Here is a 19,117-nt window from a genome sequence, read left to right as displayed (position 1 = left end):
ATGCGCTTCCGCCACCCCGACGGAACCACCGTCCACCTGGCCTACTGCACCAACGTCCACCCGGCCGAGACGCTCGACGGCGTCCTCGCCCAACTCCGCGACCACTGCGAGCCGGTGCGCCGCCGGCTCGGCCGCGACCGCCTCGGCATCGGCCTGTGGCTCGCCCGCGACGCCGCCCGCACCCTCGACACCGACCCGGCCGCCCTGCGCGCCCTGCGCGGCGAACTGGACCGGCGCGGCCTGGAGGTCGTCACCCTCAACGGCTTCCCCTACGAGGGGTTCGGCGCCGACGAGGTCAAGTACCGCGTCTACCGGCCCGACTGGGCCGACACCGAGCGCCTGGAACACACCACCGCGCTCGCCCGGATCCTCGCCGGGCTGCTCCCCGACGACGTCACCGAGGGCAGCGTCTCCACCCTGCCGCTCGGCTGGCGCACCGCCTGGCCGGCCGAGCGCGCCGCGGCGGGCCACCGTGCCTTGACGACCCTCGCCGAGCGCCTCGACGCGCTCGCGGACCTCACCGGCCGCTCCGTGCGCGTCGGCCTGGAACCGGAGCCCGGCTGCGTCGTGGAGACCACCGGCGACGCCCTCGCACCGCTCACCGCCGTCGGCCACCCCCGCATCGGCGTCTGCGTCGACACCTGCCACCTCGCCACCTCCTTCGAGGACCCCGCCCGCGCCCTCGACGCCCTCGCCGAGGCCCACGTGCCGGTCGTCAAGTCCCAGCTCTCGGCCGCCCTGCACGCCGACCGTCCCGACCGGCCCGAGGTGCGCAGCGCCCTGGCCGCCTTCGCCGAGCCCCGCTTCCTGCACCAGACCCGCACGGTCGACGCCGGGCGGCTGCGCGGCACCGACGACCTCGGGGAGGCCCTCGGCGGCGACGCCCTGCCCACCGCCGCCCCCTGGCGCGCCCACTTCCACGTCCCGCTGCACGCGGCACCCGCCGCTCCGCTCACGGCCACCCACGACGTCCTGCGCGACGCCCTCGCCCGCCTCGTCGGCGGACCCCGCCCGCGCACCCGCCACCTCGAGGTCGAGACCTACACCTGGCAGGCCCTCCCGCCGGCCCAGCGCCCCCGCGGCCGGGCGCAGCTCACCGACGGCATCGCCGCCGAACTCTCCCTCGCCCGCGACCTCCTGACCGACCTCGGCCTGAAGGAGCTGCCATGACCGCCCCCACCCCGCTCCTCGTCCTGGACGTGGTCGGCCTCACCCCGCGCCTGCTCGCCCACATGCCGAACCTGCGGGCCCTCGGCGCCGCCGGCTCCCGTGCCCCCCTCGACACCGTGCTGCCCGCCGTCACCTGCGCCGCCCAGTCCACCTTCCTGACCGGCGCCCAGCCCTCGGAACACGGCATCGTCGGCAACGGCTGGTACTTCCGCGAACTCGGCGACGTCCTGCTGTGGCGCCAGCACAACGGCCTGGTCACCGGCGACAAGCTCTGGGACGCCGCCCGCCGCGCCCACCCCGGCTACACGGTCGCCAACATCTGCTGGTGGTACGCCATGGGCGCCGACACCGACCTCACGGTCACCCCGCGCCCCGTCTACTACGCCGACGGCCGCAAGGAACCCGACTGCTACACCCGCCCGCCCGAGCTGCACGACGAACTCACCGAGATGTTCGGCACGTTCCCGCTCTTCCAGTTCTGGGGCCCCGGCGCGGGGATCGCCTCCAGCCGCTGGATCATCGACGTCACCCGGCACATCCAGCGCACCCGCCGGCCCGACCTGACGCTCTGCTACCTCCCGCACCTCGACTACGACCTCCAGCGCCACGGCCCCGGCGACCCGCGCTCGGCCCGGGCCGCCGCCGAATTGGACACCGCCCTCGCCCCCCTGCTGGCGGACGCCCGCGCCGAGGGGCGCACCGTCGTCGCGCTGTCCGAGTACGGCATCACCGACGTCCGCCGCCCCGTCGACATCAACCGCGCCCTGCGCCGCGCCGGACTGCTGGAGGTGCACACCCAGGACGGCATGGAGTACCTGGACCCGATGGCCTCCCGGGCCTTCGCCGTCGCCGACCACCAGATCGCCCACGTCTACGTCCGCCGCCCCGAGGACCTGCCCGCCACCCGCGCCGCCCTCGAGGACCTGCCCGGCCTCGCCGAACTCCTCGGCGACGAGGGCAAGAAGGCCCACCACCTGGACCACCCGCGCTCGGGCGAACTGGTCGCCGTGGCCGAGCCCGACGCCTGGTTCACGTATTACTACTGGCTCGACGACGCCCGCGCGCCCGACTTCGCCCGGCTGGTGGAGATCCACCGCAAGCCCGGCTACGACCCGGTCGAGCTGTTCATGGACCCGCAGGACCCCTACGTGAAGGTCAAGGCGGCCACCGCGCTGGCCCGCAAGAAGCTCGGCCTGCGCTACCGGATGGCCGTCGTGCCCCTCGACCCGGCACCGGTCCGGGGCAGCCACGGCCGCCTCCCCGCGAGCGACGACGACGGTCCGCTCCTGCTGTGCTCCACCCCCCACGCCGTCGGCGACCGCGTGGCGGCCACCGACGTGAAGTCGCTCCTGCTCCGCCTTGCCGGCCTCGGCGCGGACCCCTCCACCGAAAGGCACCCGTGAACGAGACACACGACACGTATCCCACCCCCGACGACCGGCTGCGCCGCAGCCTCGGCATCGGCCGCCGCCGCTTCCTGAGCACCTGCACCGCCGTCGCGGCCGGCGCGATCGCCGCCCCCGTCCTCGGCGCGGCCCCCGTGGCGGCGGCCCCGCGGCCCGACGCCGGACCCGGCAAGGGCCACGCCCTGGTCCCCGCCGACAAGCGCGGCATCATCCTCTACACGGTGCGGGACGCCATCGGCCGCGACCCGGGCTCCACCACGCTGCCCTCCGGCTTCCGTGCCGTCTTCGAGCAGCTCGCCCGCTTCGGCTACCGGCAGGTCGAGTTCGCCGGCTACGGCCAGCACGCCGACGCCCCCGGCGGCGCGAACCTGGAGTCCGCCGCCGGAGCCCGCCTGCTGCGCCGCTGGCTCGACGAGTACGGGCTGCGCGCCCAGGGCAACCACGGATTCATCCCCGGGAGCTGGCCGCTGACCACCGCCGACCTCGACACCTTCAAGAAGCACCTGGAGATCGCCAACATCCTCGGCATGCCCCACGTCGGCACCGGCGGCGACCCCACGAACAGCTCCTACCGGGCCGACTGGGACGCCGCCGCCGACAAGTGGCACGCCCTCGGCGAGATCGCCCGCCGCGCCGGCCTGAAGCTCTACACCCACAACCACGACGCGGCGTACGGCTTCCTGCTGGACGGCGGCCCGCTCGACGACCAGGGCCGCCCCACCCGCAGCTCCGGCATCCGCAAGCTGGAGTACTTCCTCTCCGTGACCGACCCCCGCCTGGTCTGGCTCGAGATGGACGTCTTCTGGGCGCACGTCGCCCAGTACAAGTTCCGCACCTACACCGCCCACGACGGCTCCACCCGCACCCGCGTCTTCGACCCGGCCGGACTGGTCCAGCGCCACGACCGGCGCTACCCGCTGTTCCACGCCAAGGACGGCGTCGTCGACACCACCAACGGGATGGGCTACGACATGGTGCCGTTCGGCACCGGCGTCATCGACTACACGACGTTCTTCTCCCGCGTCGGCCACCGCACCTACCACAACCCGATGGTCGAGCAGGACAACGCGCCCAGCTCCACCGACCCGGCCCAGTCGCTGCGGCACGCGGCCACCGGCTACCACAACCTGGCCGCCCTCCGCCGCGCGTGACGGAGGGCACACGAGCGGTGACCGGGGTGTGAGGAGCACCCCACGCGCCCCCTGCCTGCGGATACTCGGGTGAGACCCACTCGGAAAGCTTGCTATTGTGGTGTGTGTCGCCGCGGGGAACACCCCGCGCGGCGCACACCTGGTCCGGGTGGCGGAATGGCAGACGCGCTAGCTTGAGGTGCTAGTGCCCTTTATCGGGCGTGGGGGTTCAAGTCCCCCCTCGGACACCAGTGAGAGACCCCTGTTCGCAGGGGTCTCTTTCGTTGTGCCGGGCGGCGCCGGCCGGGCTGTCGATCTTGGCCCCGCCGCCCTCGATGACCGGGTGATTTCCGGGTAAGTGTGCGACACAGGCAACCGAGGGGGCCCGTACCGCTGTCTGAGGAAGGTGAGACGTCCGGGTGGTCCGTGCGTATGTCACCACGGGTCCTCCGGGACACCGGGGGACGTCCGGCAGGGGGCGCCGGGTCGCCCGGCGGGACCGGGCCGCAGGGGCCGGGCAGGGTGTAGGGGCGACACGGCCGAGGCGGAGGGCGAGCGCGGGTGGGCGGATCGGGCAGGCGGAGGTCGGGCGCGTCCGGGGCCGGACGGAACGGCACCGGGCAGAGCGGGTCCGGGCGCAGCGGCGGCGGGCACGGACGCGGCGGCCAGGGCGGCGCCGCACGGGCCGCCCGCCGCCCGGCCGACGGCGGGCGCGGCCGGGCGGCCGGGCCCGGGCCCGCGGCGGCACGGGCCGCCGGCGGTACGCGGCTCACCCGGCGCGGCCGGATCGTCGTCTGGGGCGCCGGGGTCAGCGCGCTCGTGCTGCTCGGCGTGGGCGGGGTCGGCGCGTGGATCTACGAGGACCTCAACAACAACATCACCTCCGCCGACGTCGACGACAAGCTCGGCGGCGACCGTCCGGAGAACCTCAGCCCGGGGTCGAAGAACATCCTGGTCGTCGGGTCCGACAGCCGTGAGGGCGCCAACGCCAAGTACGGCAAGGACCTCACCACCATGCAGTCGGACACGCTGATGGTGCTGCACGTGCCGGCCGACCGGAAGTGGGCCACGGTCGTGTCCTTCCCGCGCGACTCGTGGGTGCGCATCCCGGCCTGTGCCAAGGGCGACGGCAGCACCTCCGACCCCCACCACTTCAAGATCAACGAGGCGTTCGCGCTCGGCGGGAGCACCGGCGAGGTCGCCTCGGCCGCCGCCTGCACCATCAAGACCGTCGAGGCCAACACGGGCCTGCGCATCGACCACTTCATGTCGGTGGACTTCCAGGGCTTCAAGGGGATGGTCGACTCCCTGGGCGGCATCGAGGTCTGCCCGAAGCAGGCCATCCACGACGAGAAGGCGAAGCTCGACCTGGACGCGGGCTGCCAGACGGTCGCGGGGGAGAAGGCGCTCGGCTACGTCCGCGCCCGCTACGGCGTGGGCGACGGCTCCGACATCGGCCGCATCGGCCGCCAGCAGGAGTTCATGGACGCCCTGGCGAAGAAGGCCAAGTCCAAGCTCACCAGCCCCAACGCCCTCTACGGCTTCCTGCAGTCGGCGACCAAGTCGCTGACCACCGACCCCGATCTGGCCGGCATCCAGCCGCTGTACGGCCTGGCCGACGAGCTCAAGGGCGTCCCCAGCGACCGGCTGACCTTCCTGACCGTGCCCAACTACCCGCGCGAGGCGGACGTCCCGGCCGACAAGGCCAACGTGGTCTGGCAGTACCCGCAGGCCAGCGGCCTGTTCAGCGCGCTGGCCCGGGACAGGGAAGTCAGCAAGGAGCAGTTGGCGGCGCAGTCGAAGAACCCGGTGTACGCCTCCGCCGTACGCGTCCGGGTCCTCAACGCCACCGGAGTGCAGGGGCGGGCCGCCGCCGTCGCGGAGAAGCTGCGGGCGGCCGGGTTCACCGTGGTGGGCACGGGCAACGCGCCCCGCACCTCGGCCACGACCACGGTGTCGTACCCCGCGGGGCAGGAGCGGCAGGCCGCGGTGCTGACCGGCTGGCTGCCCAGGGCGGGCTCCGGGCGGGACGCCTCCGCGCAGGCCGGCTCCGTCACCCTGGTCGTCGGGCGCGACCTGAAGGCCGATGCGCTGAAATGACCCGGCCGGGCGTTTTCGGGACATGGTGAAGCGTGCCCGAATAAGGACCCATTGCGGCGGAATCCCGTTTATCGGTTGCGTTGTCGGTGTGTCAGCCCGACCTCAGCTGACTGACCGTCAATGTTCATCCCGGCACGGGTATTGACGGTCGGTGAGCGGTTCGCACGGTGATACGATCACGCTCGTTTGTAGAGCGGGCGGATGCGTGCAAGACGACATCCCCGACTGCAGGGGACGGTCCGGGCGGTGACCCCGGTGCGGGCGGTCCGCCGGTCCACCCGCGTCGACGGAAATTCAGCAACTGGCCGTCAGTCGCCTGAAGAGAGTCTTATGACGCATTACATACCGGACCCGGTGGCCGGGATTCTCCTGGTCGCCGTCATCGCCGCCATTGCGCTCGTGGTACGCCAGCGCAGGGCGGCACGCGCCTTGAGGCAGGAGATCGACGGCCTCCGCTCCCACTACTCCGAGCTGGAGAACCAGTACGCCCAGTCGGTCCAGACGGCCCAGGAGCGCGCCGACGACGCCACCAAGACCGTGCTGAAGTCGGCCATGCGGACCCTGCAGGGCCTCGCCGCCGAGCAGCAGCTGATCGTGTCACGGCTGCAGACCAAGTACGGCGAGTCGGTCATCCTCCAGGACCTGCTGGAGATCGACCACACCAACTCCCAGTTCGGCCGCCGCGCCCAGTCCATCGCCGTGCTGTGCGACGGCTGGCTCGGCCGGCAGCGCGACGTCGCCTCGGTCTACGACGTGGTGCGCAGCGCCCAGGGCCGGATCCGCCACTACCGGCGGGTGGAGATCCTCTCCCAGGTCGACTTCGGCATCACCAGCCGCGCGGTGGAGCCCGTCGCCCTGGCCCTCGCCGAGCTGCTGGACAACGCGACCAGCTACTCCAGCCCCGACACGGTCGTGGAGATCAACATCCGGACCGTGCCCAAGGGCATCTGCATCGTCGTCGACGACGCCGGTGTCGGCATGAACGACGAGGAGCGGGCCCGCGCCGAGAAGCTCCTGTCCACCGAGCGCGTCTCCGGCGTCGCCGGTCTCGGCAACCCGCCGCAGTTCGGGTTCGCGGTGATCGGTGTGCTCGCCGAGCGCTTCGGCTTCGAGGTCTCCGTCGACTCCACGTCCCCGTACGGCGGTGTGCGCGCCGTCCTGCTGCTGCCCCACGACCTGCTCACCAGCGCGCCCGAGCAGCGGGAGCCCGCTCCGGTCCTGCCCACGGTCGCCACCACGGCGAGCCTCGGCGGTCCCGAGCCGGCGCTGGGCGGCACCACTACCGCCGACGGCCTGCCCAAGCGGCGCCGCAAGCGCCCCATGGCGGTCGTGCCGAGCACGCCGTCGGCCGCGCCCGCCCCCTCCCTGCCTCCCGCCGCCCCGGCCGGTGCGTCCCGGCGCAGCGGCGCCGAGTCGGCGGCGATCATGGGCGCCTTCCAGCGGGGTACGCAGTCGGGCCGGGCCACACAGGCGGACACCGACATGACGAGCAGCACCCGTGGTGCGAGCAGTGAAGGGCATGAGATCTCGTGAACGATCTGTCATGGATGCTGGACAGCGCCCTGGAGATTCCCGGGGCTCTGCACGCGGTGCTGATCTCCGCGGATGGCCTGCTGATGGCCCGCACCAAGGACTTCGACAAGGACAACGCCGACCGGGTGGCCGCCGCGATGAGCGGGGTGCAGTCGCTCAGCCGCTCGCTGGGGTTCTTCTGCGAGGGCGCCAACCAGCAGTGGCGGCAGACGCTCGTCGAGTTCGACGGCGGCTGGGTGTTCCTGATCTCCGCCGGTGAGGGCGCCTACCTCGGCGTGTCCGCCTCCCCGGACGTCGACATGGCGGACATCACCTTCCGCATGCAGCAGCTCGTCGGCCAGCTCGGCAAGGCGCTCACCACGCCGCCGCGCGAGAACCTGGGCGCGCGCTCATGACCGGCTACGACGAACTGGAGCCGCAGACGCCCGAGTTAGTGCGTCCGTACGTCATCACCAAGGGACGCGGGCTGCCCGACGAGGACCAGCTCTCGCTGATCACCCTGGTCACGGCGGTGGCCGACCACCGGCAACGGCCGACCCGCCTGTCACCGGAGGAGCAGAACCTGCTGGACCTGTGCTCGGCCGGCTACCTCTCGGTCGCCGAGATCGCGGGCCACACCCAGCTGCCGCTCGGCGTGGTGAAGATCCTTCTCGCCGCCCTCACCGAAGGCGGCTACCTCATCACCCGCCCGCCCGTGCAGCGGGCCCCCCTCGCCGACCGGGACATCCTGGAGGAGGTGCTGAATGGTCTCAGGGCCAAGTTTGGATGAGGCGGCGTACGTCCGCGGCGGCGCGACCCAGACCGCCGTGAAGATCCTCGTGGTGGGCCACTTCGCGGTCGGCAAGACCACGTTCATCGGGGCGATCTCCGAGATCGAGCCGCTGTCCACCGAGGAGACGATGACCCGGGCCGCCGAGTCCGTCGACGATCTCAAGGGCGTCCAGGGCAAGACCACCACCACGGTCGCCATGGACTTCGGCCGGCTGACCATCAGCGACCGCGTCGTGCTCTACCTGTTCGGCACGCCCGGCCAGCAGCGCTTCGTGCAGATGTGGGAGGACATGGCCCGCGGCGCGCTCGGCGCGCTGGTGCTGGTCGACCCCGAGCGGCTGGCCGACTCTTTCGCCGTGATCGACCTGATCGAGCAGTACGGCCTGGACTACGCCATCGCCGTCAACCGGTTCGACGGCAGCACGCCCCGCGACGAGTCCGCCCTGCGCGAGGCACTCGACCTCCTCGACGACACCCCCGTCGTCACCTGCGACGCGCGCGACGAGCGATCCTCCGCCGAAGCACTCATCACCCTCGTCCGCCACCTGCAGGACCGCGCCCACTAGGAGCCACCCCCTTGGACGACCTCTCCACCCCTGTGCCCCCGCCGGGGTGCCCGGCGCACCACTCCGGTGCCCGAGTGCCCCTGTACGGCCCCGAGTTCGCCGCGGACCCCCAGGCGTACTACGCCTACCTGCGCCACTACGGCCCCACCGCGCCCGTCGAGCTCGCCCCCGGCGTCGAGGCCACCCTCGTCACCGACTACGCCACCGCGCTGCAACTCCTGCAGGACTCCGCCTCGTTCCGCAAGGACGCCCGCCGCTGGCGCGCCCTGGGCGAGGGCAAGGTCCCGCCGGACAGCCCGGTCGCGCCGGTGCTGGCGTACCGCCCGAACGCCATGTTCAGCGACGGCGCCGAGCACCTGAGGCTGCGTCAGGCGATCACCGACAGCATGGCCAAGGTGGACCCCCGCAAGGTCAGCCAGGCCACCGCGCGCGTCTCCGACTTCCTCATCTCCCAGTTCGGCGCCCGGGGTTCGGCCGACCTGCTGGGCGACTACGCCAAGCAGCTCCCGCTGTTCGTCTTCAACGAGCTGTTCGGCGTCCCCGCCGACATCGGCGACCGCGTGGTGTTCGGCATCGCCGGCATGTTCGACGGCGTCAACGCCGAGAAGGCCATGGGCGTGCTGTTCACGGCCGTCGGTGAACTGGTCGCGCTCAAGCGGAGCCGGCCCGGCGACGACGTCACCACCTGGCTGATGCAGCACCCGGCGCAGCTCACCGACGAGGAGATGGTCCACCAGCTCGCGCTGCTGATGGTGGGCGGCAACGAGCCGCTGCGCAACCTCATCGGCAACACCCTGCACCGGCTGCTCACCCACGACGCGTACGCCCACCAGGGCGGGCTGATCGACGAGGCGATCGACGACACGCTGTGGGAGAACCCGCCCATGTCCAACCTGGCCCCGCACTACCCGGTGGCCGACATGGAGTTCGGCGGGACCCGGCTGCAGGCCGGCGACCTGCTGCTGGTCAGCTTCGCCGCCGCCAACACCGGCCCGGCGCTGACCGCCGCCCGGCAGGCCGGCAGCAACCGGGCGCACCTGGCGTGGAGCGCGGGCCCGCACGCCTGCCCCTCCAAGGAGCCCGCCCGGCAGATCACCGTCACCGCGATCGAGAACCTGCTGAACAAGCTGCCCGACGTGGAGCTCGCGGTGCCCGCGGACAGCCTGACCTGGCGCCCCGGCCCGTTCAACCGCGGACTGGCCACCCTGCCCGCCCGGTTCACCCCGGTCGACGTCGCGCGCCGCTCCTCGGCCGCCGCCCCGGCCGACACCTCCGCGCGCCAGGAACCGGCCGCCGCGACGGACCGCAAGACCGAACGCGGAGGTATGTGGAGCCAGTTCCTCAACTGGCTGACTAGGTGATTCACGCAACATCCACCAACTCATCACCGTCGCATGACGATTCAACCTCTTGGGTAGTGAGCAACGCGGTCATCCGTGTTGCTCACGAGTCGAAGGAGGTGTCGTGGACCCTCTATCCACCGACGCCGTTCACATACCCCGGCCCCTCGTCGTGCTCCCCCCGATACCCGCCCACGACGGCGGGTATCTTCTTGTCCGGCTGACCGGCCGGCGGTCGGAGGCGTGGTGAGAGCCCCCGGCGACGGCACACCCACGCTCCCCGAGGCCGCCTCGCTCGGCGGCCACACCGCCCGGCAGCTCCTGCGGCTGTGCGAGGTCGCGGGCCTCGACGGGAGCGACGCCGCCGCTTACGTACGCGTCCTGCTGGAGGCCCTGGGCCCGGCGGCCGAACGGCCGCTGGACCTGCCGCCGCCCCACCCTTCCTTCCTCTCCGACGACCACACCCCGGTCGAGTTCTCGCTGTCCTTCGTGCCGGACGCCGCCCCGACCCTGCGGGTGCTGCTGGAACCGGGGTGCGGCGCAGGCACCCTGGCCCGAAACGGCCGTGCGGGGCTGCGGTTCCTGCGGGAGACGGCGCGGCGGTGGGCCTTCCCGACCGACCGGCTCGACGAGCTGGAGGACCTGTTCTTCCCCGACGCCCCCGAGGGACCCTTGGCCCTGTGGTGCGCGCTCGAGCTGCGGCCCGGCGGCGTGCCCCGACTGAAGGCGTACCTCAACCCGGCGGCCCGCGGCGCCGACCGCGCCGCCGACACCGTACGGGAGGCGCTGGCGCGGCTCGGTCACGGCCGGGCGTTCGCCGCGCTGCCGGAGGGCGACCGGCACCTGTTCCTCGCCCTGGACCTCGGGGACTGGGACGCGCCGCGGGTGAAGGTCTACCTGGCCCACCAGAACCTCTCGGCCACCGAGGCGGGAGCACTGTGCCGGACCGCCGGGGGACCGCCGGCCGAGGAGACAGAAACGTTCTTCCGCATCGCGTCCGGACTCGGCCACGAGGACGAGGCGGACACCGGACCGGGCGGACGGCCCACCCGCCGGCCCGTGCAGTCCTGCCACGCCTTCACCGAGACGGCGACCGGACGGCCCAGCGGCTTCACCCTGCACGTACCGGTCCGGGACTACGCCGCCCACGACGGCGAGGCCCTGACCCGCGCCACGGCCCTGCTGCACCGCCACGGCATCGACGACGGGGTCCTGCGCGAGGCCACCCGGGCCCTGACCGCCCGCCGCCCGGAGGACGGCGTGGGCCTCGTCGCCTACCTCTCCGCCGCCCACCAGGACGGCCACCCGCCGCGGGTGACGACGTACCTCTCCTGCGAGGCGTACCACGTCCGTCCCCCGGCCCCCTTGCGGGCGGGGCGACCCGCGGTCGCGCGGGTACCCTGAGCCGTGCAGCGCCGTCGGACGGCGGTGGATGTCACGGATGAGTGCGAGCGTCACCGACCACGCTGACGGCCGGTCCTTCAGCGCGGTTGATGGGCTGGGCGGTGCCAAGCTGCCTTCGCTTCAACCGCGCCGTCCCCTCCGCCGTCGCGCACGAAGTCGTGAGGTCCGGCGCTGCTGCCGTCACGGCACGCCGTGCGAACTCGCACGGGGCGAAGGCCCGTACCCTTTGCGGAGCGCAAGGGGTACGGGCCTTCTCAAAGCGGCGCGAGCTCAGGCAAGCTCCTTCATCCTGATCCGGTCACGGTGCTGACCGAGGGCCCAGAACCTAGTCGTACTCGGGGCACAGGACACCGCTGCCGCCGTCGGACAGGACATCGTCGCGAACCCAGCCGTACGTGTCGGGGCTCCGGGTGTCGTTGCGGAGGTAGGTCCAGGTGTAGCCGTCGTTGCCGAACGTGTAGCAGTGGTAGTCCAGGTGGTCGCCCGGACGAGCGCTACTGACTGCCGTGCAGGTCGTGCTCGAACCGGTGCGCATCCGGCTGTTGTCGCCCGTTGCGTTCCAGCCCGTGCTGTCCCGGTCCGCAGGGGCCGACGAACTGCACGGAGCGTGCGCCGCTGCGGTGGTGACGGTCATGCCTGTGACCGTGGGGACGACGAACGCGGCCACAGCCGCGAACGCCAACCCGGTCCGATTCAGTGCTGTCATGGATGTTTCCTCCCCGTTGTGTGTCCACGACCTGTCTGCCATGGACACGCAAGAGTGTGGGGGCAGGTGGGAGAGCGTCACCACGCACAAACTGGCCATTCCGGACGGTTGTTTCATCGGCATCTGCATGCATCGGACGACCGTCACCTGCGGCGAAGAGAAACCGACCCCGACCGGGACATCATGCGACCACTGCCGGACGCACCGAGGGCCCGGTGGCGGGAGACGACCCGCGTCCGGACCCTGGCCGCTCGGCCGGGAGCAGCCCCGGCCGCCGTCTCACACCTCCCGCAACTCCTCCAGGTAGGGCGCGAAGTTGACCTGGATCGACGCGCCCTCGCGGCTGCCGTACTGGCCGGCGATGCCCCCGAGGTACGTGGCGATCTCCTTGCGCATGACCTCCGGCTCGGGCAGCGCCGCCTCGCCCGTCGCCAGCCGCGCCACCCAGTCCACCTGGGCCTCCACGAGCCGGGTGATCGACCCGTGCGGACGGACCAGCCCGATGAAGAACAGCCCCGGGTGGTCGGGAGCCACGACCCGCTTGTACAGCTCGACCGCACCCTGGGGGCCGATCGGGCAGCCGTCGGGCAGGAAGGGGAACGCCATGCGGTACCCCGTGCAGTAGACGACGGCGTCGGCGCGCTCGGAGCTGCCGTCGGTGAAGTGCACCCGGTCGCCGTCGAGCCGGTCGATCGCCGGCCTGGGCACGACACCGCCGTGGCGGATCCGGCTGAGGATCTCGTCCGAGAGCGTCACCGCCGAGGCGAAGACCGGGTGGTCGGGCTCGGGCAGCCCGTAGTCGGAGAGCTTGCCGCGGGCCACCAGCAGCGCCTGTTCGAGGAAGCGGCGCTGCTCGGCCAGCGACATCGCGGTCCACCAGGGCGCCTCGGCCACCTCGTCCAGCGGGACGCCGAAGAGCTGCTTGGGCAGGATGTGCAGCCCGCGGCGCACCGACAGCAGGGTACGTTCGGCGTACCGGGAGAGGTCCGCGGCGATGTCCACGGCCGAGGCGCCGAGCCCCACGACCACGACCCGCCGGCCCGCCCAGTCGCTGCCGTCGCGGTAGTCGTAGGCGTGCAGAATCGTTCCCCCGAAGGTCTCGGAACCCGGGGGCGGGGCCGGCAGGAACGGTTCGGTGTTGTGCCCCGAGGCGACGAGCACCTGGCTGAACGCGCGGGCCGTGCGCGCGCCGCCCGCGGACCGGCTGACCACCGTCCAGGCGCCGTCGGCCGTCGGCCGCACGGACTCCACGGTGGTCTCCAGCTCGATGTGGTCGAGCACGCCGGCCCACTCGGCGTACGCCCGCAGGTAGGCGGCCATGTCGCTGTGGCGCGGGTAGACCGGGTAGGAGTCCGGCATCGGGTGGTCGGCGTAACCGGTGAGCTGCTTCGTGGAGTTGAGGTGCAGCGACAGGTAACCCGGGCCGCGCTCACCCGCGCCGGGCGCCCGCCAGATGCCGCCGACGCCGGGCGACTTCTCCAGGCAGACGAACTCCACGCCCCGCGCCTTGAGGGCGCGTGCCGCCGCCAGCCCGGACAGGCCCGCACCGATGACACACACGCTCACGGATTCCCCCACAGGAACGACACCGACCTCTCACGCACGGGCAGGCTGCCCATGCGGAACTCCTCGCACTCCCCGCACACCGGCGACAAGGATCACAGGGGGACGGTCTTGCGAGAGGGGTGAGGGTATGGCCAAAGCCTCGCGGGACGGGCGGCGCCGGGCGGGGCTGACCTGCGCCGACCCGGAAAATGGCGGGTGACCGACCCGTCCGACGCGGCATCATGGCCGGGCCACACCTAGGGGGAACACCATGTCCGTCACCAACGTCCTGCTGTCCGGCATCGTCGGCTCGACCGCGTACGGACTCGCCCGCGCGGGCTCCGACGTGGACCGCCTCGGGCTGTTCGCCGCGCCCACCGAGGACCTGCACGGCCTGCACCGGCCGGCCGAGTCCCACGTCAGCACCGCCCCGGACCGCACCCTGCACGAGGCGGCCAAGTGGTGCCGCCTCGCCCTCGGCGGCAACCCCACGGTTATGGAACTCGTCTGGCTGCCGGACGAGTTGTACGAGGTCCGCACCCCGCTCGGCGAGGAGCTCATCGGCATCCGCGCCTCCTTCCTCAGCGCCGGCCGGGTCCGCGACGCCTACCTGGGCTACGCCACCCAGCAGTTCCGCAAGCTCCTGTCGCGCAGCGCCGGTCCGCTCCCGCCGGGCACCCGCGGGCGCACCGCCAAGCACGCCCGCCACCTCAGGCGGCTGTGCGAGCAGGGCTTCGAGCTGTACCGCACGGGGGAGTTGACCATCCGGGTCGACGACCCGGACGCCTACCACCGCTTCGGCGAGCAGGTCGCGGCCGACCCCGGGGCCGCCGAGCCGCTGCTGCGGCGCTTCGAGACGGCCTTCGCCGAGACCCGCAGCGCCCTGCCGGACCACCCCGACGAGGCCCCGGCGGAGGCGTGGCTGCGCCGGGTGCGGCACGCCTTCTACGCCGCCCCGGTCGCCTCGCGCGGATAAATCCCGCGCCCCGCGCACCCGTTCGTCCCTACACTCACCCCATCGCGCCGCCCACGACAGGGGGTCGCGCGCCGTACCGTGACGATCGAGGGGAGCCGGGCCATGCGTGCGCACAGCGCCGTCGTCGCTCCCCGTCGCCGGTCCGAGGTGATCCTCGTGTCCTGGGCCGTCCGGTGCCCGCGGCGCGGCCGGCACCGGATGCCCTGACGTACCACCAGCCCCCGGACGGGGCCTGCCGCGAACCGACGTGAGCAGGCCGGACGTTCGGCGTGTCGGCGTCCGCCGCACACCTCGGGACGGTGGCGCCGGGGCGCATCGCGCAGCCCGTTCTCCCGGATCATCCCGAAAGGCCGAGGGCCATGCGCGCTCCCTCCCTGTCCACCACCCCGTCCACCCGCCTGTCCGCCGTGCGCAACCTGGGCATCCTCGCCCACGTCGACGCCGGCAAGACCACCCTCACCGAGCGGATCCTGTACGCCACCGGCACCACGCACCGGCGCGGCGAGGTCCACGACGGCACCACCGTCACCGACTTCGACCCGCAGGAGCGCGACCGCGGCATCACCATCTTCGCCGCCGCGGTGAGCTGCGACTGGGCCGGACACCGCATCAACCTGATCGACACCCCGGGGCACGTCGACTTCGCCGACGAGGTGGAGCGCGCGCTGCGGGTGCTCGACGGCGCCGTGGCGGTGTTCGACGCGGTCGCGGGCGTGGAGCCGCAGAGCGAGTCGGTGTGGCGGCAGGCCGACCGGCACGGCGTACCCAGGATCGCGTTCGTCAACAAGATGGACCGGGCGGGCGCCGACCTCGACGCGGCCGTCGCCTCCCTGCGGGAGCGGCTGCACCCGGCCCCGCTCGTCGTGCACCTGCCGATCGGGGCGGAGGAGGGCTTCGTCGGCGTCGTGGACCTGGTGCGCATGCGCGCCGTGGTGCGCGCCGAGGACGCCGCGGCCCCGGCCGGGCAGCCCGTGCCGGACGCGCTGCGGGAGGAGGCGCTGCGCAGGCGCCGCCTGCTGGAGGAGGCCGTCGCCGAACGCCATCCGGCGGCGCTGGAGGAGTTCTGCGACCGGGGCACGCTCTCCGCCGCGACGCTCACGGGCGCCCTGCGGGACCTCACCCGCAGCGGGGACGGCGTGGTCGTGCTGTGCGGTTCCGCCTACCGCGACCGCGGTGTGGAGCTGCTGCTGGACGCCGTGGTCGCCTACCTGCCGTCGCCCCTGGACGTACCGCCCGTGCGCGGCCGCCACGACGGAGCCGAGGTGCGGCGGGCGGCCGACCCCGGCGCCCCGTTCGCCGCGCTCGCCTTCAAGGTGAACGCCACGCCGACGGGCCGGCTGACCTACCTGCGCGTGTACGCGGGCACGCTGGAGAAGGGAGACACCGTGTGGGACCCGACCGCCCGCCGCACCGAGCGCGTCGGCCGCGTCCTGCGGGTCCAGGCCGACCGGCACGTCCCGCTGGAGCGGGCGGTGGCCGGGGACATCGTCGCCGTCGTCGGGCTGAAGGCGGCGCGTGCGGGGACCACCCTGTGCGCGCCGGACGCCCCGCTCGTCCTGGAACCGCCCGGCGTGGCCGAGCCGGTCGTGTCGGTGGCCGTGGAGGCGCGCCGCCGGGCTGACGCCGGCCGGCTGGCGCCCGCGCTCGCCCGGCTCACCGAGGAGGACCCCTCGCTGGTGGTGCGCACCGACGGCGAGACCGGGCAGACGGTCCTGTCCGGCATGGGGGAGCTGCACCTGGAGGTGGCGGTGGAGAAGGTGCGCCGCGCCCTCGGGCTGGAGGTCGCCGTCGGCCGGCCGCGGGTCACCTACCGGGAGACGGTCGGGCGCGGGGTGACCGGGACGGTGTACCGCCACGTCAAACAGGACGGTGGAGCCGGGCAGTTCGCGCACGTGGTGCTCGACGTGGAGCCGTGGGAGGAGGAGTTCGCCTTCCGCTCCGCCGTGGTCGGCGGGCGGGTGCCGCAGGAGTACGTGCGCGCCGTGGAGGCCGGCTGCCGGGACGCCCTCACCGAGGGGCCCCTGGGCGGCCACCGGGTCACCGGGCTGCGGGTCACCCTCACCGACGGGGCGACCCACGTGAAGGACTCCTCGGACACCGCGTTCCGCACGGCGGGCCGCTTCGGGCTCCGGCAGGCCCTGCGCTCCTGCGCGATGGTCCTGCTGGAGCCGGTCGCCGAGGTCACGGTCACCGTGCCCGAGGACGCCGTCGGCGCGGTCCTCGGCGACCTGGCGGCCCGGCGCGGCCGGGTCACCGGCTCGGTGGTGCGCGCCGGTGCCGCCGTGGTCACCGCGACCGTGCCGCTGGCCGAACTGTTCGGTTACGCCGCCCGGTTGCGCGGCCGCACCCAGGGCCGGGGCACGTTCACCGCCCGGCCCACCGGGTACGCCCCGGCCCCCGCGGAGTCCGCGGACCGGTAGGCACCGGCCACTGAGGGCGGCGTCGCGCCCCGCACGCGAGCGCGTGCGGGGCGCGACCCCCGCTCACGGGTACGACACCACCGTGGACGGCACGGTCGAGGTGCCCGAGGTGGGCGCGCCGGTGTCGTTGATGACGTGCGCGTACTGGCCCTGGCCGCCCAGGGAGATCACCAGCAGGTCGTGGAACTTCACGCCGGGCCGCTCGGGTGCGGCGAAGCCGTGGTGCTGCACGATCGTCGGGTCGACGTTGTAGAAGCAGTAGCTGCCCAGCCCCCACGCCTCGTGGGTGCGGACGCGGTCGCCCACCTTGTAGGCGGCGTAGCCGTTGACGGCCCCGTTCTGGATCGCGGCCTGGTTCGGGGCGTCGTACGCCTTCTCGTTCTGGAAGAAGATCGTGCGCCCGCGCTCGCCGTACCACTGGACGTCGTACTTGTTGAAGTGCTCCACGAACAGGCCCGTGCACAGCACGTCGTCGCCGTGGACGACCACGCCGTAGTCGGCGCGGTTGGTCTCCCAGCCGACGCCCTCGCCGTGGTCGGCCCGCCAGACCCAGGTGTGGTCGACGATGGTGTGCCGGCTGTTGATCACCATGCTGGTGGTGGCCCGGCCGGGGCCCGCGCCGCCGATCCGCACGAACACGTCCTGCACGGTGGTCGGGTTGGCGGAGTGGTCCCGGTGGGCGCCCTTCGGTCCGACCTCCAGCAGCGTGTCGGAGGTGACGGGCCCGGCGTCGATCAGGAAGCCGGCCAGCCGGACGCCGTCGACGTCGGCCACCTTCACCGCCGTGGCGCCGTGGTCGGGGATCAGGGTGGCGTACCCGAGGCCCAGCACCACCGTGTCGGGCCGGTGCACCCGGATCGGCCGGTCCAGCCGGTAGATGCCCGGCGTCAGCAGCAGGTGCAGTCCCTGTGCGAGCGCCCGGTTGAGCGTGGCCGCGTCGTCGCCGGGCCGGGCGACGTAGAAGCGGGACAGCGGCAGGGACGTGCCGCGCGGGGTGCCGTTGCCCCAGGACACCCCGCGGGCGTTGCGGCGCAGGGCGGGCAGGAAGACCCGGTACCCGTCGCGGCCGACGTACAGGAACGGCTTCTCCCGGGAGACGGGCGTGGTCGCGAGCGTCGTGTACGGCGGGTTCGGGAAGCCCTGCTCGGGCGCCCCCTCGACGCCCGAGAAGACCATGTTCCACACGCCGTTGAGCCAGCTCCCGATCGCGCTGTCCCGGGTGTACCACTGCTGCTGGGAGTACGGGCCGACCTGGCCCTCGATGCGGCTGTCCGCGATGTAGCCGCCGCTCGCCCAGCCGTACCCGCTCGGCGCGAGGTTGAGGCCGCCGCGTACGTGCATGCGGCGGAACGGGGCCGCCTGGGCGACCGCCCACCGGTTGGTGCCGTCGGCCGGGACCAGGGCGAGGTTCTCCGCCGAGCGCCAGAAGTTCTGTGTGGCGTTGCCGCCGAACCACCCGGCGTCGACCGTCACGTCCCCGTTGATGGTCGTGTCGTCGGGGGAGAGGCCGAGGCCCGCGATCGAGGTGTAGAAGCCGATGCGGGCGGTGAGGTTCTGGTAGGTGCCGGGCTTGAACAGCAGCGCGTAGCGGCCGGTGCCGAACTGGGCCGACTCCTGTTCGGCGAACACGGCGTCGAGCCGGTCCTGGATGCCGGGCGTCGACGGGTCGAAGACCAGCACGTTGGGCCCGAGGTCACCGCCGCCGCGCAGCGGGCGGGAGGCGCGGGCCGGGGCGGCGGCGGCCGCCGGCGCGGACAGGGCGGCGAGGGCCGGTACGGACGCCGCGGCGGCGCCGAGCACGGTCCTGCGCCCGAGGGCGCGGCGGCCGGCGCCGGGTTGTCCGGCGTCGGGGGACTGCGGGGAGACAGCGGGCATGGGGCGGCTCTCCTGGTCGGCGACGAAGCAGGAACCCTCAGGAACCAAAGGTGCGGGGAACCTTCGGGAACAGAAGGAGACAGCGTTGTGAGAGCGCTCTCTCGCTCGCCGATGCTTCACTGCGTGAACGAAGACGTCAAGATGTGGGTCACGACTTGTCCTCCTGCTGCCCAAA

The 19,117-nt window shown here is 73.1% G+C and carries 15 protein-coding genes and 1 tRNA gene; 13 read left to right on the top strand and 3 right to left on the bottom strand.

The genetic code is table 11. From position 1 onward, the window contains the following. The 11 genes from eboE to E4U92_RS04635 all read left to right on the top strand — a co-directional run bounded on the left by eboE (position 1) and on the right by E4U92_RS04635 (position 11,420). On the top strand, positions 1-1,170 hold the full coding sequence (gene eboE / locus E4U92_RS04685) for a metabolite traffic protein EboE (RefSeq protein WP_137298968.1): 1,170 nt from the start codon (positions 1-3) through the stop codon (positions 1,168-1,170). Then, positions 1,167-2,573 carry an alkaline phosphatase family protein gene (locus tag E4U92_RS04680; RefSeq protein WP_137298967.1) on the top strand — a complete coding sequence of 469 codons (1,407 nt, stop codon included), beginning with the start codon at positions 1,167-1,169 and terminating at the stop codon, positions 2,571-2,573. Before eboE ends, E4U92_RS04680 begins: the two co-directional genes overlap by 4 nt. Continuing rightward, complete coding sequence (locus E4U92_RS04675) at positions 2,570-3,727, top strand: sugar phosphate isomerase/epimerase family protein (protein WP_137298966.1); 1,158 nt, start codon at positions 2,570-2,572, stop codon at positions 3,725-3,727. The genes E4U92_RS04680 and E4U92_RS04675 overlap by 4 nt, the downstream gene beginning before the upstream one ends. Before the next feature lie 142 nt (positions 3,728-3,869). After that, positions 3,870-3,957: transfer RNA gene (locus tag E4U92_RS04670), tRNA-Leu, on the top strand. A 535-nt stretch (positions 3,958-4,492) separates the two neighbouring features. Beyond that, on the top strand, positions 4,493-5,806 hold the full coding sequence (locus E4U92_RS04665) for an LCP family protein (RefSeq protein WP_137299480.1): 1,314 nt from the start codon (positions 4,493-4,495) through the stop codon (positions 5,804-5,806). Between the two features lie 330 nt (positions 5,807-6,136). Continuing rightward, positions 6,137-7,339, top strand: a complete 1,203-nt coding sequence (locus E4U92_RS04660) for an ATP-binding protein (RefSeq protein WP_137298965.1) — start codon at positions 6,137-6,139, stop codon at positions 7,337-7,339. Between the two features lie 14 nt (positions 7,340-7,353). Beyond that, positions 7,354-7,734: a roadblock/LC7 domain-containing protein gene (locus E4U92_RS04655; protein ID WP_137299479.1), complete on the top strand. Its 381-nt coding sequence runs from the start codon at positions 7,354-7,356 to the stop codon at positions 7,732-7,734. After that, positions 7,731-8,108 carry a DUF742 domain-containing protein gene (locus tag E4U92_RS04650; RefSeq protein WP_137298964.1) on the top strand — a complete coding sequence of 126 codons (378 nt, stop codon included), beginning with the start codon at positions 7,731-7,733 and terminating at the stop codon, positions 8,106-8,108. The genes E4U92_RS04655 and E4U92_RS04650 overlap by 4 nt, the downstream gene beginning before the upstream one ends. After that, positions 8,083-8,676 carry a GTP-binding protein gene (locus tag E4U92_RS04645; RefSeq protein ID WP_067230591.1) on the top strand — a complete coding sequence of 198 codons (594 nt, stop codon included), beginning with the start codon at positions 8,083-8,085 and terminating at the stop codon, positions 8,674-8,676. The genes E4U92_RS04650 and E4U92_RS04645 overlap by 26 nt, the downstream gene beginning before the upstream one ends. 74 nt (positions 8,677-8,750) lie before the next feature. Beyond that, positions 8,751-10,037: a cytochrome P450 gene (locus E4U92_RS04640; protein ID WP_373311456.1), complete on the top strand. Its 1,287-nt coding sequence runs from the start codon at positions 8,751-8,753 to the stop codon at positions 10,035-10,037. 225 nt (positions 10,038-10,262) lie between these two features. Beyond that, positions 10,263-11,420, top strand: coding sequence for a tryptophan dimethylallyltransferase family protein (locus E4U92_RS04635; protein WP_137298962.1), 1,158 nt, complete (start codon positions 10,263-10,265; stop codon positions 11,418-11,420). 325 nt (positions 11,421-11,745) lie between these two features. Here E4U92_RS04635 and E4U92_RS04630 read toward each other — a convergent pair whose 3' ends face one another. Together E4U92_RS04630 and E4U92_RS04625 are read right to left on the bottom strand one after the other, a co-directional pair. After that, complete coding sequence (locus E4U92_RS04630) at positions 11,746-12,126, bottom strand: SH3 domain-containing protein (RefSeq protein WP_229861992.1); 381 nt, start codon at positions 12,124-12,126, stop codon at positions 11,746-11,748. A 279-nt stretch (positions 12,127-12,405) separates the two neighbouring features. Next, complete coding sequence (locus E4U92_RS04625) at positions 12,406-13,692, bottom strand: flavin-containing monooxygenase (protein WP_137298961.1); 1,287 nt, start codon at positions 13,690-13,692, stop codon at positions 12,406-12,408. Between the two features lie 250 nt (positions 13,693-13,942). Here E4U92_RS04625 and E4U92_RS04620 point away from each other — a divergent pair, with 250 nt between their 5' ends. Together E4U92_RS04620 and fusA are read left to right on the top strand one after the other, a co-directional pair. Then, positions 13,943-14,647 carry a nucleotidyltransferase domain-containing protein gene (locus E4U92_RS04620; protein WP_137298960.1) on the top strand — a complete coding sequence of 235 codons (705 nt, stop codon included), beginning with the start codon at positions 13,943-13,945 and terminating at the stop codon, positions 14,645-14,647. A 359-nt stretch (positions 14,648-15,006) separates the two neighbouring features. After that, complete coding sequence (gene fusA / locus E4U92_RS04615) at positions 15,007-17,067, top strand: elongation factor G (protein ID WP_137298959.1); 2,061 nt, start codon at positions 15,007-15,009, stop codon at positions 17,065-17,067. Positions 17,068-17,130: 63 nt separating this feature from the next. On the opposite strand, the gene E4U92_RS04610 is transcribed toward fusA, so the two are convergent. Further along, on the bottom strand, positions 17,131-18,942 hold the full coding sequence (locus E4U92_RS04610) for a coagulation factor 5/8 type domain-containing protein (protein ID WP_137298958.1): 1,812 nt from the start codon (positions 18,940-18,942) through the stop codon (positions 17,131-17,133). Between the last annotated feature and the right edge of the window lie 175 nt (positions 18,943-19,117).

Source organism: Streptomyces galbus (genome assembly GCF_005280195.1).
GTDB classification, from domain to species: Bacteria; Actinomycetota; Actinomycetes; order Streptomycetales; family Streptomycetaceae; genus Streptomyces; species Streptomyces galbus.
This window is presented reverse-complemented; position numbering and strand designations above follow the sequence as displayed.

Coding starts and splice junctions, on each gene's coding strand:
- eboE (WP_137298968.1), top strand. CDS start 1: ATGCGCTTCCGCCACCCCGACGGAACCACCGTCCACCTGGCCTACTGC.
- E4U92_RS04680 (WP_137298967.1), top strand. CDS start 1,167: ATGACCGCCCCCACCCCGCTCCTCGTCCTGGACGTGGTCGGCCTCACC.
- E4U92_RS04660 (WP_137298965.1), top strand. CDS start 6,137: ATGACGCATTACATACCGGACCCGGTGGCCGGGATTCTCCTGGTCGCC.
- E4U92_RS04655 (WP_137299479.1), top strand. CDS start 7,354: ATGCTGGACAGCGCCCTGGAGATTCCCGGGGCTCTGCACGCGGTGCTG.
- E4U92_RS04650 (WP_137298964.1), top strand. CDS start 7,731: ATGACCGGCTACGACGAACTGGAGCCGCAGACGCCCGAGTTAGTGCGT.
- E4U92_RS04645 (WP_067230591.1), top strand. CDS start 8,083: ATGGTCTCAGGGCCAAGTTTGGATGAGGCGGCGTACGTCCGCGGCGGC.
- E4U92_RS04630 (WP_229861992.1), bottom strand. CDS start 12,126: ATGACAGCACTGAATCGGACCGGGTTGGCGTTCGCGGCTGTGGCCGCG.
- E4U92_RS04620 (WP_137298960.1), top strand. CDS start 13,943: ATGTCCGTCACCAACGTCCTGCTGTCCGGCATCGTCGGCTCGACCGCG.
- fusA (WP_137298959.1), top strand. CDS start 15,007: ATGCGCGCTCCCTCCCTGTCCACCACCCCGTCCACCCGCCTGTCCGCC.
- E4U92_RS04610 (WP_137298958.1), bottom strand. CDS start 18,942: ATGCCCGCTGTCTCCCCGCAGTCCCCCGACGCCGGACAACCCGGCGCC.